The sequence below is a fragment of the Stenotrophomonas lacuserhaii genome, from assembly GCF_039674585.1.
GTDB classification, from domain to species: domain Bacteria; phylum Pseudomonadota; class Gammaproteobacteria; order Xanthomonadales; family Xanthomonadaceae; genus Stenotrophomonas; species Stenotrophomonas pennii_A.
The window spans coordinates 163805-176868 of record NZ_JBDJNU010000001.1 but is presented as its reverse complement, the minus strand read 5'-3'; the positions used below and the strand labels follow the sequence as shown (position 1 = coordinate 176868).

8 protein-coding genes and 1 riboswitch are annotated in these 13064 nt (G+C 67.0%); of the genes, 5 read left to right on the top strand and 3 right to left on the bottom strand.

The features are described from left to right. The first annotated feature begins 23 nt into the window (after nt 1-23). Nucleotides 24-851 (top strand): methyltransferase domain-containing protein, encoded by an 828-nt coding sequence (locus ABE522_RS00700; protein WP_346589861.1) that lies wholly within the window; start codon nt 24-26, stop codon nt 849-851. A gap of 256 nt (nt 852-1107) precedes the next feature. Here ABE522_RS00700 and ABE522_RS00695 read toward each other — a convergent pair whose 3' ends face one another. After that, nucleotides 1108-2142 carry a metal-dependent hydrolase gene (locus tag ABE522_RS00695; protein WP_346589860.1) on the bottom strand — a complete coding sequence of 345 codons (1035 nt, stop codon included), beginning with the start codon at nt 2140-2142 and terminating at the stop codon, nt 1108-1110. Nucleotides 2143-2460: 318 nt separating this feature from the next. Between ABE522_RS00695 and metK the strand changes: the two genes are divergently transcribed. From metK to ABE522_RS00680, 3 genes are all read left to right on the top strand, one after another. Continuing rightward, nucleotides 2461-3672 (top strand): methionine adenosyltransferase, encoded by a 1212-nt coding sequence (gene metK / locus ABE522_RS00690; RefSeq protein ID WP_346589858.1) that lies wholly within the window; start codon nt 2461-2463, stop codon nt 3670-3672. A 116-nt stretch (nt 3673-3788) separates the two neighbouring features. Continuing rightward, entirely contained in the window at nt 3789-5000 is a 1212-nt protein-coding gene (locus ABE522_RS00685; protein ID WP_346589857.1) for a DUF1444 domain-containing protein, read from the top strand. Nucleotides 5001-5030: 30 nt separating this feature from the next. After that, the gene (locus ABE522_RS00680) at nt 5031-5534 is read left to right on the top strand and encodes an acyl-CoA thioesterase (protein ID WP_346589856.1); all 504 of its coding nucleotides are present in this window, start codon (nt 5031-5033) and stop codon (nt 5532-5534) included. 305 nt (nt 5535-5839) lie between these two features. Here ABE522_RS00680 and ppc read toward each other — a convergent pair whose 3' ends face one another. Both ppc and ABE522_RS00670 read right to left on the bottom strand, forming a co-directional pair. Beyond that, a complete protein-coding gene (gene ppc / locus ABE522_RS00675; RefSeq protein ID WP_346589855.1) occupies nt 5840-8551 on the bottom strand; it encodes a phosphoenolpyruvate carboxylase in 2712 nt (903 codons plus the stop codon). Between the two features lie 200 nt (nt 8552-8751). Next, nucleotides 8752-11244, bottom strand: coding sequence for a S9 family peptidase (locus tag ABE522_RS00670; RefSeq protein ID WP_346589854.1), 2493 nt, complete (start codon nt 11242-11244; stop codon nt 8752-8754). A gap of 108 nt (nt 11245-11352) precedes the next feature. Further along, a riboswitch (S-adenosyl-L-homocysteine riboswitch) is annotated at nt 11353-11427 on the top strand. A 35-nt stretch (nt 11428-11462) separates the two neighbouring features. Here ABE522_RS00670 and ahcY point away from each other — a divergent pair. Then, nucleotides 11463-12908 (top strand): adenosylhomocysteinase, encoded by a 1446-nt coding sequence (ahcY, locus tag ABE522_RS00665; protein WP_346589852.1) that lies wholly within the window; start codon nt 11463-11465, stop codon nt 12906-12908. Nucleotides 12909-13064 lie beyond the last annotated feature (156 nt).

The following is a 13064-nucleotide window of genomic DNA, read 5'->3' as shown; positions in this document are numbered from 1 at the left end:
CCCGGCGCTACCCGGATACCGCCATGACCCCGCCGATTTCTTCGCCTACCTACCTGCATGGCTTCTCCAGCACCGAACAGGAGCGCCTGATGACCCAGGCCCGCCTGCTGGAGCCGACCATCTTCGGGCAGATCGACTACACCGGCGTGCGCCGCCTGCTGGAGGTCGGCAGTGGCGTAGGCGCGCAGACCGAGATCCTGCTGCGCCGCTTCCCGGAACTGCACGTCACCGGCGTGGACCTGAGCGAAGCCCAGCTGGCCACCGCACGCGCCAACCTGGAGAAAACGCCCTGGTGCAGCGACCGCTACGTGCTGCAGCACGCCGATGCCGGTGAGCTGCCGTTCGGCGCGCGCGCCTTCGATGGCGCGTTCCTGTGCTGGGTGCTGGAACACGTGCCCTCGCCGGCCAGGGTGCTGAGCGAAGTGCGCCGGGTGTTGTCACCCGGCTCGCCGGTATACATCACCGAGGTGATGAACGCCTCGTTCCTGCTGGACCCGTATTCGCCGCACATCTGGCGCTATTGGATGGCCTTCAACGACTTCCAGCATGACCACGGTGGCGACCCGTTCGTCGGTGCAAAGCTGGGCAACCTGCTGCTCGCCGGCGGCTTCCGCGACGTGCAGACCGACATCAAGACCATCCACCTGGACAACCGCGAGCCGGCACGCCGGAAGACGATGATCGCGTTCTGGGAACAGGTGCTGCTGTCAGCCGCCGAGCAGCTGCTGCAGGCCGGTACGGTGGACGAAGAGACCGTGGACGGCATGCGCCGCGAGTTCCGCCAGGTGCAGAACGATCCGAACGCGGTGTTCTTCTTCTCCTTCGTGCAGGCCCGCGCGACGGTGTATTGATGCGCAATCCCGGTAGCGCCGAAGGCGGCGGCAGGAGCCGCCGCCAACGTCGCTTGCGACGGCCGCAGGGTGCCGGTCAGGACGACGGGCATAGCCGTGCCCGGGTAGCGCCGAGCCGTGCTCGGCGAGCGCGAAGCGCGGCCTGCGTCAGACACCGCACGATGCCGGACAGATTCCGCCGAGCATGTCTCGGCGCTACCGGCGCGGCATCCCGATAACGCCGAGCCATGCTCGGCGAGCACCCACCACAGCGGCGCTACCGTGCGGGTTCGCGCCAGATCCGGTCCCACATCAGCCCCAACCGGCGGCTGATGTCAGCGCGCGCTTCGGGGCTGCTGTAATCGCCACGCAACTGCTCCGGCACGATGCCCTGCCACCGCCCATCGCGCTCGGCCGCCACCGCGAAATTGAACGTGTAATCCGGTTCCAGGCCCATCCGCAGGTCGCTCAGCACCAGCCGGCCATCCACCACCTGCGCGCGCATGAAGCCACGATTGAACCATTCCAGCCGCTGCACGGCCGGAATGTCCGCAGCCTGGCGCAGGGCCTGCACGTTGGAGGCGAATCCTTCGAAATGCATCTCTCCCTTGTCCGCCACCAGCGAGCGATCAGCCACCACGTAGCCGCTGGGGGTCATCGCCACCACCCGCCACAGCAGGGTATTGAACGGCATGGGCACCGAGAACCGCGGCGCATCGCCCAGGCCCATCGCGGCCAGGCTGCGCTGCGCGGCGCGGTCCACCTGCGCCTTGGCCAGCAGGCTCCATCCCAGATAACCACTGCTGACCACCAGGGCGACCACCAGCGCCTTGCCGGCCCAGGGCCGGCTGCGCCCGAACCAGGCCAGCACGCAGCCCAGCAGCAGCCACACGGTGTACAGCGGATCGATGATGAAGATGTTCGAGCCCATTACCGGCGAAGGCCGCAGCGGCCACCACAGCTGGGTGCCGTACACGGTCATTGCGTCCAGCAGCGGGTGGGTCACCAGCGCCAGCTGCATCGCCCAGAACCAGCGCAGCGGAGACTGCGCCACCCGGCTGTTGCCGAAGCGCTTGAACAGCCACCAGACCAGCGCGGCGACCCACGGCAGCACCAGCAGCGAATGGCTGAAACTGCGATGTTCGGTCATCACCGCCACCGGGTCGGCGGCCCTGAAGCCCAACCACAGCGCGTCCAGGTCGGGCAACGTGCCAAGCGCGGCACCGGCAAGCAGGGCGGCACGGCGATGGCCGGCCGGGGCGATGGCAGCGGCTACCGCGCCACCGAGTACGATCTGGGTAAGGGAGTCCATCGGCCGATGCTAGCAGCCGCGCGTTGCGTGCGGACTGTTGCCGCTGCGCTCGCCGAGCATGGCTATGCCGGTCGTCCTGACCGGCACCCTGCGGGCCGGCGCAAGCGACGTTGGCAGCGGCTCCTGCCGCCGCCTTCGGCGCTGGCAGGCCGGCCCAACGCGGCGCCAGCACGGTCCGGTCATGGTTCCCGGCTACCCTCAGCCCGGGCACACCACCTTAACCACCGGCAACCCGTCGCAGTCCACAATGCACGTGCGACGCGCGCCGTGTATCATTCGCGCCCATCTTTCCATCCGAATTAAAGGATATAACGCCTGATGTCCAGCTACCTGTTCACTTCCGAATCGGTCTCCGAAGGCCATCCGGACAAGATTGCCGACCAGATTTCCGATGCGGTCCTGGACGCGATCCTGGCCAAGGACCAGCGCGCCCGCGTGGCCTGCGAGACCATGGTCAAGACCGGCGTGGCGATCGTGGCCGGCGAGATCACCACCAGCGCGTGGATCGACCTGGAAGCCCTGACCCGCCAGGTGATCCTGGATATCGGCTACAACAGCTCCGACGTCGGCTTCGACGGCGCGACCTGCGGCGTGCTGAACCTGATCGGCAAGCAGTCCCCGCACATCGCCCAGGGCGTTGACCGCAAGAAGCCCGAAGAAATGGGCGCTGGCGACCAGGGCCTGATGTTCGGCTACGCCACCAACGAAACCGACAGCTACATGCCGGCGGCGATCCACCTGTCGCACCGCCTGGTCGAGCAGCAGGCCAAGATCCGCAAGAAGAAGAACTCGCCGCTGTCCTGGCTGCGCCCGGACGCCAAGAGCCAGGTCACCCTGCGCTACGAAGACGGCCAGGTCTCGGCCATCGACGCCATCGTGCTGTCCACCCAGCATGCCCCGGGCATCAAGCAGAAGGACCTGATCGAAGCGGTCCGCGAAGAGATCATCAAGCCGGTGCTGCCGGCCAAGTGGCTGCACAAGGGCACCAAGTTCCACATCAACCCGACCGGCAAGTTCGAGATCGGCGGTCCGGTGGGCGACTGCGGCCTGACCGGCCGCAAGATCATCGTCGATACCTACGGCGGCTGGGCCCGTCACGGTGGCGGTGCGTTCTCCGGCAAGGATCCGTCCAAGGTCGACCGTTCGGCAGCCTATGCGGCCCGCTACGTCGCCAAGAACGTCGTGGCCGCCGGCCTGGCTGACCGTTGCGAAGTGCAGGTCTCCTACGCCATCGGCGTGGCCGAGCCGACCTCGATCTCGGTCACCACCTTCGGCACCGGCAGGATTCCGGACGAGCAGATCGAAAAGCTGATCCGCAAGCACTTCGACCTGCGCCCGTACGGCATCATCAAGATGCTCGACCTGATCCACCCGATGTACCAGCAGACCGCAGCCTACGGCCACTTCGGCCGCAAGCCGAAGGACTTCAGCTACCTCGATGGCAACGGCGAGACCGTCAATGCCACGGCCTTCTCCTGGGAGAAGACCGATCGCGCCGCCGCCCTGCGCGCGGATGCGAAGCTGAAGTAATCAGTACGCAGTACGCAGTATCCGAAGGGCCGCGCAAGCGGCCCTTCTTTTTTGCGGACGGTTTCCTTGATGGGATCGGCAACCCGCGCGAGCATGGACCCATGAAGGGGACCACCATGCTGTCCAGACTGCTCCACTGGCTGCCACGCAGGCGTCCCGACGAGGATGCTTTCGCGCAGCACTTCGTGCGCGCTGCGCGGCGCGCAGGTGTCATCGTTCCCCTGCATTACAACCGCGCACTCTTCCGTATCGATCTGGAGGAAGGTGGCCACGTCAATCTACATAATGCCCACCGTCGATACCTGTCCAGCCCTAGACACCTTCAGGAGCAGGTGGTTGCCCGCTATGTGGCGTGGTTGGTGGGTGATCACCCGGTACACGATCCACTGCAGGAGGTCAGGAGCCGGCTGCTTCCCGTGCTCCGCAATGCTTCGCTGCTGGACCAGACGAAGCTGGCGGCTGCGGAAAAAGCCGGCTGGGATGAAGACGCCTCGTTTCAGTACCGCAGAGTCAGCAACGAATGTGTCGTCCTGCTGGGCGTCGACAGTGAAGAGCACACCCTCATCAAACCGGAAGGGCCTGACGCGTCGTGGGGGATCGATCTTGAGCATGCATTGGCCGTTGCGCGTGGCAACCTGCGTGAGCAACCGGACCTGCCTTTCGAACAGCCCGCCGACGGCGTATTCAAGGCCGCCTGGGGCGACGGTTACAACAGCAGTCGTGCGTTGCTGCCTGACATGCTGCACCGCATCCCCCTACGCGGCCTTCCGGTCTTCATGATCCCCACCCGCGAGCTGCTGCTGGTTGCCGGCGATCGTGACCTGGACGCCCAAGCCACCCTCTTCAGGCTGACCGAGGAGGGCCTTGAGGATGGCTACGCCGTGTCATGGGAGCTGTTTCAGTACGTGGATGGTGAAATGCAGCCAGTGGAGCTTGCTACGCCACAGCTCCGCTCGCTGCAACGCAGGCTGCGCTTGCAGCTCCAGGAAGGCAACTACGCGGTCCAGCAGGAATTGCTGACGCACTTGCACCAGGTCCAAGGTAATCACGTCTTCGTCGCCGCGTACGGGATCAACATGAAGGCAGAGCGATCCTTCTGCTACTGGGCCGAGGGCGTGGAGGTGTCCCTCCCCAAGACCGACTGCATCGTGCTGGCGGCCCCCGATATCGACACCGAGCCGATGATGGTCGAGTGGGAGGCGGCGATGCCGGTGATCGGTCACCTCCTCGAGCAGGATCACCGTCATATCCACCCGCCCCGATACCGCGCGCATGAATGTCCCAACCGCGAGTTGCAGGCGCAACTGACGCCGGTGTCGTTCGATTAGGCACCGGTTGCTTCATGCGAAGATGGCCGCATGTCGACAGAACTGAAATCCCACCAGCTCACCATGACCGTGTTGATGACACCGGACATGGCCAATTTCTCCGGCAAGGTCCACGGCGGCGCCGTGCTGCGCCTGCTCGACCAGGTGGCCTACGCCTGTGCCAGCCGCTATGCCGGGCGCTACGTGGTCACCCTGTCGGTGGACCAGGTGATGTTCCGCCAGCCGATCTCGGTGGGCGAGCTGGTCACCTTCCTGGCCTCGGTGAACTACACCGGCACCTCGTCGATGGAGATCGGCGTCAAGGTGGTGGCCGAAGACATCCTGGAGCGCAGCGTGCGCCACGCCAACAGCTGCTTCTTCACCATGGTGGCGGTGGACGACGAAGGCCGGCCGACGCCCGTGCCGGCGTTGCAGCCCACCTCTTCCGACGAGAAGCGCCGGCACGCCGCCGCCCTGCTGCGGCGCCAGCTGCGGCAGGAAATGGAACAGCGCCATCGGGAACTGCTGGCCTCCAACCCGCCTGCGCCGGAATAACGATCCTGCCTGGACGGGTGACGACTTGATCTGGTGGGGTGACGATCTTGCTTTGGTGGGTGACGACCTTGCTTTGGTGGGGGTCGAACCTTTGTCGGGGCGCGTGCCCCCCCCGGGCGGGTCCGACCCCCGGGCGCACCCCCCCAGAGGTGGTGGCCGCCGGTTGTTCCGCCCGCTCCACCGCCCGCCGCGTGACGACCACGGGTCGTCACCCACCATGAGGCGGTCGTAACCAACATGAGGCGGTCGTCACCCATCATGAGGCCGTCCTCACCCACCGATACGGGCGTCCCCCAGCAGCGGCCTCAGCCGGTGTTCTGCACGCCCTGCGATACCCCGTTGACGCACGCCACCAACGCGCGCAGCAGGTCCTCGTCCTCTCCCCCGCTTGCCCGCCAGCGCTGCAGCAGGTCCACCTGCAGCACGCTGATCGGGTCTACGTAGGGGTTGCGCAGGCGGATCGACAGCGCCAACCGCTGGTCGTGCTCCAGCAGCGACTGCTGGCCGGTCAGCGCCAGCACCCAGCGCTCGGTCCGCGCCCACTCGTCCTGCACCTTCGGGAAGAAGCTGGCGTGCAGCTCACCGGACAGCCGCGAGAACTGCTCGGCGATGGTGATGTCACCCTTCGACAACACCATCGCGATGTCATCCAGAAACGTCCGGAAGAACGGCCAGTCGCGCGCCATCTGCCGCAGGGTGTCCTCATGTCCGGCATCCACCGCAGCCTGCAGGCCACTGCCCACGCCGTACCAGCCGGGGATCACCGCACGTGCCTGGCTCCAGGCGAACACCCAGGGAATGGCGCGCAGGTTGGTCAGCGCCGCATCCTGGCCCAGCCGACGCGAGGGACGCGAACCCAATGTCATCCGCTCGATGACGTCGATCGGCGTCGCGGTGCGGAAGTACTCCATGAAGCGCGGCTGGCCGACGAAGGCACGGTACGCAGTGCTGCTGGCATCGGCCACCACGTCCATCACCGGCCGCCATGCCTCCTCGCGCGGTTCAGGCGCGCGCGGACGCAGGCTCGAACGCAGCACCGCGCCGGTGGCCTGTTCCAGCGAGCGCACCGCCAGCGCGCGGATGCCGTACTTGCGGTGGATCACTTCGCCCTGCTCGGTGACCCGCAGGCGACCGTCGATGCTGCCACGCGGCGATGCATCCACGGCGTGGGTGGTCTTGCCACCGCCACGGCTGATCGACCCACCACGGCCATGGAAGAAAGTCAGCGCGATGCCGCTTTCGGCGGCCACCTCCAGCAGTTCCACCTGGGCCCGCTGCAGTCCCCAGCGCGAGGCGGCGATGCCCCCGTCCTTGCTGCTGTCCGAGTACCCCAGCATCACCATCTGCACGTCGTTGCGCGCGTGCAGGTGCGCGCGGTACACCGGATCGGCCAGCAGGTCGCGCAGGGTCGCGGTGCCGTGCTTCAGGTCGTCCACGGTTTCAAACAATGGCGCGATATCCAGCGGCACGCCGCCGGCTTCATCCACCAGTCCGCCACGCCGCGCCAACGCCAGCACCGCCAGCACGTCGCCGCGGTCATGCGCCATCGAAATGATGTAGCTGCCCAGCGCATCGGCACCGTGCCGACGGCGCGCGTCGGCCAGCGCGGAGAACACCGCGTCCAGCCGCTGGTTGCCCTCCTCGTCCGCCTGCGGCAGTGCCTGTTCGCCACTGGCGTAGGGTCCCAGCAAGGCCGCACGTGCCTTCGCATCGCGGGCCTCCCAGGCGGCCTCGCCATCCAGCGCGGTGGCCAGCGCGCGCGCATGCACGCTGGATTCCTGGCGCACGTCCAGCCGTGCCAGGTGGAAGCCGAAGGTCTTCACCCGCCACAGCAGGCGCTGCACCGCAAAGCCACCGGCGTGTTCGCCGCGGTTGGCGCGCAGGCTGTCGAAGATCAGCTGCAGGTCGTCGATCAGTTCATCCGGCCCGGCATACGCACCCGGTCCATCATCCCGCGTAGCCTGCAGCCGCGCGCGCATGCGGTCGTTCAACAGCCGGTACGGCATGTCGCCGTGGCGCGGGCGCGACTGCACGTCCGGCAGCCGCTGCTGGTAGTCCGCCAGCCGCGCCTGCAGCGCGTCGCTGACGCCCACCCGTTCGGTGGATTGGCTGAGCAGGCTGGCCAGCTGCAGCAGTTCCTTCTGGTACTGCGCCAGCACCGCGCGGCGCTGTGCATCCAGCGTGTTGCGGATGGTGCCGGCGTCCACGTTCGGGTTGCCGTCCATGTCCCCGCCGACCCACGTGCCGAAGCGCAGCAGCCGTGGCAGGGGCAGGCCTTCGCCGAAGGTATCCACCAGCGCCTGCTGCAGCGATTCGTACAGCACCGGGATGACCCGGTACAGCACCTGCACCAGGTAGAAACCCACGTGCTCGCGCTCGTCATCCACGGTGGGGCGCACCGGCGACGAATCGGTGGTCTGCCAGGACGCGGTCAGCGCCATGCGGAAGCGCGCATCGTCGGCCGCGGCTTCACCGGGGGTGCGCTGACCATCCAGGTTGTCGACCAGGCTGGCCACCATCAGCTGCTCTTTTTCCAGCAGTGCGCGGCGTACCGCTTCGGTGGGATGCGCGGTGAACACCGGCTCGATGTCGATCCGCGGCAACCAGTCCTGCAGTTCCTGCAGGGTCACGCCCTGCGCCTTGAGCTGCTGCAGCGCATCCTGCAGGCCATCCGGCTGCGGGGTGCGCGTGCCGGCGCGCTGGTAGTCGCGGCGGCGGCGGATGCGATGCACGCGCTCGGCGATGTTGACCACCTGGAAGTAAGTGCTGAACGCACGCACCATCGCCTCGGCCTGCTGCGGCGAACGTCCAGCCAGGCCCTCGGCCAGGTCGGCCAGAGGCGAGGCGTTCTCGCGGCGTGCGATGGCGCGGGTGCGCACGCTTTCCACGTCGTCGAAGAAGGCGTCCGATACCTGCTCGACCAGCAGGTCGCCGACCAGTGCGCCGAGGCGGCGCACGTCGTCACGCAGGGGAATATCGGGGTTGGCGAACATGATGCTGCTGCGGAACTCGTTCATCGGCGACGCACGAACCTCAAGCAAGGATCCCTCGCCAAGCCTAGCGCAGTTCAATTGCCTGCCGACGGTTGGTTTCAGTAGTGACCGCCCGTGCCCGGTAGTGACCGCCGCTGGCCGTCAGCCGCTGCCCTGGTGGGTGACGACCGTTGGTCGTCACGCCGTTGCCGTTCACCGCTGCGCTCGCCGAGCATGGCTCGGCGCTACCGGCCGATGCGTTCGCCCTTGCCGATGGTCTGCTCCAGCCAGCGTTCGCTCTCGGCCAGCATCGTCATGATCGATTCGCGCGCGCGGTAGGCGTGCGATTCGTTCGGCAGCATAACCAGCCGCGACGTGCCACCCAGGCCCTTCACGGCCGCGAACATGCGCTCGCTCTGCATCGGGAACGTACCGGAGTTGTTGTCGTCCACGCCGTGGATGAACAGGATCGGATCCTTGATGTTGGCTGCGTGGTTGAACGGCGACATCTTCAGATAGGTATCCTGCGCCTGCCAGTAGTTGCGCTCTTCAGCCTGGAAGCCAAACGGCGTCAGCGTGCGGTTGTAAGCGCCGCTGCGCGCGATGCCGGCCTTGAACAGACGGCTGTGCGCCAGCAGGTTGGCGGTCATGAACGCCCCGTAGGAGTGCCCGCCGATGGCGATGTGGTCGCGATCGGTGACGCCACGGCGCACCACTTCATCCACCGCTGCCTGCGCGTTGGACACCAGCTGTTCCAGGTAGGTGTCGTTGGGCTCCTTGTCGCCCTCGCCGATGATCGGCATGGTCGGGCTGGCCAGCACGGCATAGCCCTTGGCCAGGAACGCCTGTGGGCCCCAGTAGCTGACCGCGTTGAACAGGTACGGCGAGCCGGTGACCTGGCTGGCGGCCGCCGCACTTTTGTACTCGCCCGGGTAGGCCCACATCAGCAGCGGGCGCGGTCCATCACGCTTGGGGTCATAGCCTGGCGGCAGCAGCAGGGTCGCGGTCAGGTCCACGCCGTCCTTGCGCTTGTAACGGATCTGCTCCTTGCTGACACCGCGCAGCTGCGGCAGCGGATGGGCAAACGTGGTGAGCGCGCGCGGCGCCGCGGCCGCATCGCCAAGCGGCTGCACGAAGTAGTTGGCCGGCTGCTCCGGGCTTTCGCGGGTGAACAGCAGCGAGGAGGCATCCGCGCCCAGCAGTGCGATCGGCACCGAATGGGTCGGCGCCTGCGAATGGAACAGGCGGGTGGTCTTGCCGGTCGCCAGCTCGTAGCGGTCCAGGAACGGGCGGTCGCCTTCGGGCGATGCACCGGCACCATAGAAGTAGATGCTGTTGCCATCGGCGCTGGTCTGCAGCAGCGCGCGACCGTTGTCGTCGCGCAGCGTGCCCGGCTTGCCCGGATCGCTGTAACGGTCCTGCGCATCACGGTCGAACAGCAGCTTCGGATCGGTCGCCGCCTGATCCGGGGCAATCAACCAGGTCCTGGTGCGGCGGGTCTTCCACCACGACTCGTTGAGCAGGGCCAGGTCGCCGCGTGCCCAGGTGATGCCGGCATAGCGGCTGCCAAGCTGGGCCAGGGTCACCGGCGGCTTGTCGAACGGTGCGGCCTGCATCAGCACCGCGTCGCGGATGCTGGCCTCGCGGTTCGGATCGCCGCCGTCCTGGGCTTCGGCCCACACCAGGGTGGCCGGCGTATCGGCACGCCAGCTGATGTCACGCACGCCGGTCACTTCGGCATCGTTGCCGGTCGGCAGGCCTTCCACCAGCGGCCGCGTGGCCACGGTGTGCACCAGCGTGCCGGCGCGGTCGAGCACTTCGATGCGGCGCGGGAAACTGCTCACCGGCACCACGTACGAGTACGGCCGCTGCACGCGCTGGCTGAGCAGGTAGCCACCGTCCGGCGACAGGCTCAGGCCGAGGTACACGCCGGCCGCGCCGACCGCGCGGGACTGGCCGTCCAGGCCGATTTCGGTGGGCTGGCTGGTGGCGTAGTAATCGAACAGGCGCGCGTCAGCCTCGTTCTTCAGCAGGTCCTGGTAGGTGCGGATGGACACCACGCCGCTGCCTTCGCTGGTCTGCTGGACGGCCGGGCCGGTTGGCGCCACGTCGCGCGACGGCGGGCTGCCGGCGTTGCCAACGCGACTCATTACCAGCAGCCCGCGGCTGTCGGGCAGCCACTGATAGCCATCGCCGAGCACGGTGTTCAGTTCACCACGCAGCCGGCGCGCGCTGGCGGTTGTTACATCCACCAGCCACAGTTCGTTGGCCCCACTGGCTGGATCGACCTGGTTGAAAGCCAGCCATTTCTGGTCCGGCGACCAGGCCAGGCTGGCCACTGAAAGTGCCGGCGGCAGGCCGCTGATCTGCCGTTCCTTGCCATCGTTGATGCCCATCAGCCACAGCTTGGCGCCGTAGCTGAAACGGCTGTCGGAGAAGGTGCGCGGGTTGATCCGGCGGCCGGCCAGCTTCAGCTCCGGCTGCGCGACCACCTCGATGGACGGCAACGGCGGCATCTGCAGCATGGCGGCCAGATCGCGCTGCGGGGACAGGAACAGGCCCGGCGCACGCGGCTGGTCCACCACCGCCTGCAGCGCGGCCGAAGGCAGCTCATAGCCGCCCACGGCGGTGGATGCAGCAGTGGACGGCGCGGCCCCCACGGCCGGCGTCATCGCCAGCAGGGCCATCGACAGCACCACTCCCTTCCAACGCCCAGTGCGGCGCACGCGCTTGCTCATGACCATCCCTTCGCTGCTTGTGAATACCCGACCTTAACAGCCGCCGCGTCCTTCACCCCCTGCCGATGGTTGGGCCCCCCCCGGGCCGCGATATAATGGCCGCCTTCCCCTGCCGAGGGGCGCTGCGACCGGACAACCCGGCCAGGCTCGGAGGGTGGCAATGTAAAACGGCGCCCGGCCAGATACGAGCACCTGCTCGTCCACAACCGGAGCAATGAATGAACGCTGTTGCCAAGACCTTCTCCACCGAAGGTGATTACAAGATCGCCGATATCTCGCTGGCCGACTGGGGCCGCAAGGAACTGGACATCGCCGAGCACGAGATGCCGGGCCTGATGTCGATCCGCCGCAAGCACGCTGCCACCCTGCCGCTGAAGGGCGTGCGCGTGACCGGCTCGCTGCACATGACCATCCAGACTGCGGTGCTGATCGAAACGCTGAAGGACATCGGCGCCGACGTGCGCTGGGCGTCGTGCAACATCTTCTCCACCCAGGACCATGCGGCGGCGGCGATCGCAGCATCCGGCACCCCCGTGTTCGCCTGGAAGGGCGAGACGCTGGAAGAATATTGGGACTGCACCCTGGATGCGCTGACCTTCACCCTGGCCGACGGCACCCTGACCGGCCCGGAACTGGTGGTCGATGACGGCGGCGATGTCACCCTGCTGATCCACAAGGGCTACGAGCTGGAAAACGGCAGCACCTGGGTCGACGAGCCGGCGGCTTCGCACGAAGAGCAGGTGATCAAGAACCTGCTCAAGCGCGTGGCCAGCGAGCGTCCGGGTTACTGGGGCCGCGTGGTCAAGGACTGGAAGGGCGTTTCCGAAGAGACCACCACCGGCGTGCACCGCCTGTACCAGCTCGCCCAGGCCGGCACCCTGCTGATCCCGGCGATCAACGTCAACGACTCGGTCACCAAGAGCAAGTTCGACAACCTGTACGGCTGCCGCGAGTCGCTGGCCGACGGCCTGAAGCGCGCGATGGACGTGATGCTGGCCGGCAAGGTCGCCGTGGTCTGCGGCTATGGCGACGTCGGCAAGGGCTGCGCCGCATCGCTGCGTGCCTACGGCGCGCGCGTGGTGGTCACCGAAATCGACCCGATCTGCGCCCTGCAGGCGGCGATGGAAGGCTTCGAAGTCAACACCATCGAATCCACCCTGGGCCGTGGCGACATCTATGTCACCACCACCGGCAACAAGGACATCATCCGCATCGAACACCTGAGCGCGATGAAGGACCAGGCCATCGTCTGCAACATCGGCCACTTCGACAACGAGATCCAGGTCGATGCGCTGAACGCGCTGGCCGGCGTGCAGAAGATCAACATCAAGCCGCAGGTCGACAAGTACGTGTTCGACAACGGCAATGCGATCTTCCTGCTGGCCGACGGCCGCCTGGTGAACCTGGGCTGCGCCACGGGCCATCCGAGCTTCGTGATGTCCAACTCGTTCGCCAACCAGACCCTGGCGCAGATCGACCTGTGGGCGAACAAGGACAGCTACGAGAAGAAGGTCTACCTGCTGCCGAAGAAGCTGGACGAGGAAGTCGCCCGCCTGCACCTGGAAAAGATCGGCGTCAAGCTGACCACCCTGAGCAAAGAGCAGGCCGATTACATCGGCGTGCCGGTGGAAGGCCCGTTCAAGCCGGAGCATTACCGCTACTGATCTGCGGGTAACATCGCAGATCGTCTGGACGGGCGCCTTCGGGCGCCCGTTCTTGTTTGATGCCCGGTAGTGCCGGCCGCTGGCCGGCAATCCTGGATGGTCGAGGCCATAGCCTGGGTCAAGCCACGCCGGTGGTTGCGGCGTTACGATCCCCGC

What these genes read in the sequence shown, in the direction of transcription:
- metK (WP_346589858.1), top strand. Translation starts at nt 2,461, where the DNA reads ATGTCCAGCTACCTGTTCACTTCCGAATCGGTCTCCGAAGGCCATCCG.
- ppc (WP_346589855.1), bottom strand. Translation starts at nt 8,551, where the DNA reads ATGAACGAGTTCCGCAGCAGCATCATGTTCGCCAACCCCGATATTCCC.
- ABE522_RS00680 (WP_346589856.1), top strand. Translation starts at nt 5,031, where the DNA reads ATGTCGACAGAACTGAAATCCCACCAGCTCACCATGACCGTGTTGATG.
- ABE522_RS00695 (WP_346589860.1), bottom strand. Translation starts at nt 2,142, where the DNA reads ATGGACTCCCTTACCCAGATCGTACTCGGTGGCGCGGTAGCCGCTGCC.
- ABE522_RS00700 (WP_346589861.1), top strand. Translation starts at nt 24, where the DNA reads ATGACCCCGCCGATTTCTTCGCCTACCTACCTGCATGGCTTCTCCAGC.
- ahcY (WP_346589852.1), top strand. Translation starts at nt 11,463, where the DNA reads ATGAACGCTGTTGCCAAGACCTTCTCCACCGAAGGTGATTACAAGATC.
- ABE522_RS00685 (WP_346589857.1), top strand. Translation starts at nt 3,789, where the DNA reads ATGCTGTCCAGACTGCTCCACTGGCTGCCACGCAGGCGTCCCGACGAG.
- ABE522_RS00670 (WP_346589854.1), bottom strand. Translation starts at nt 11,244, where the DNA reads ATGAGCAAGCGCGTGCGCCGCACTGGGCGTTGGAAGGGAGTGGTGCTG.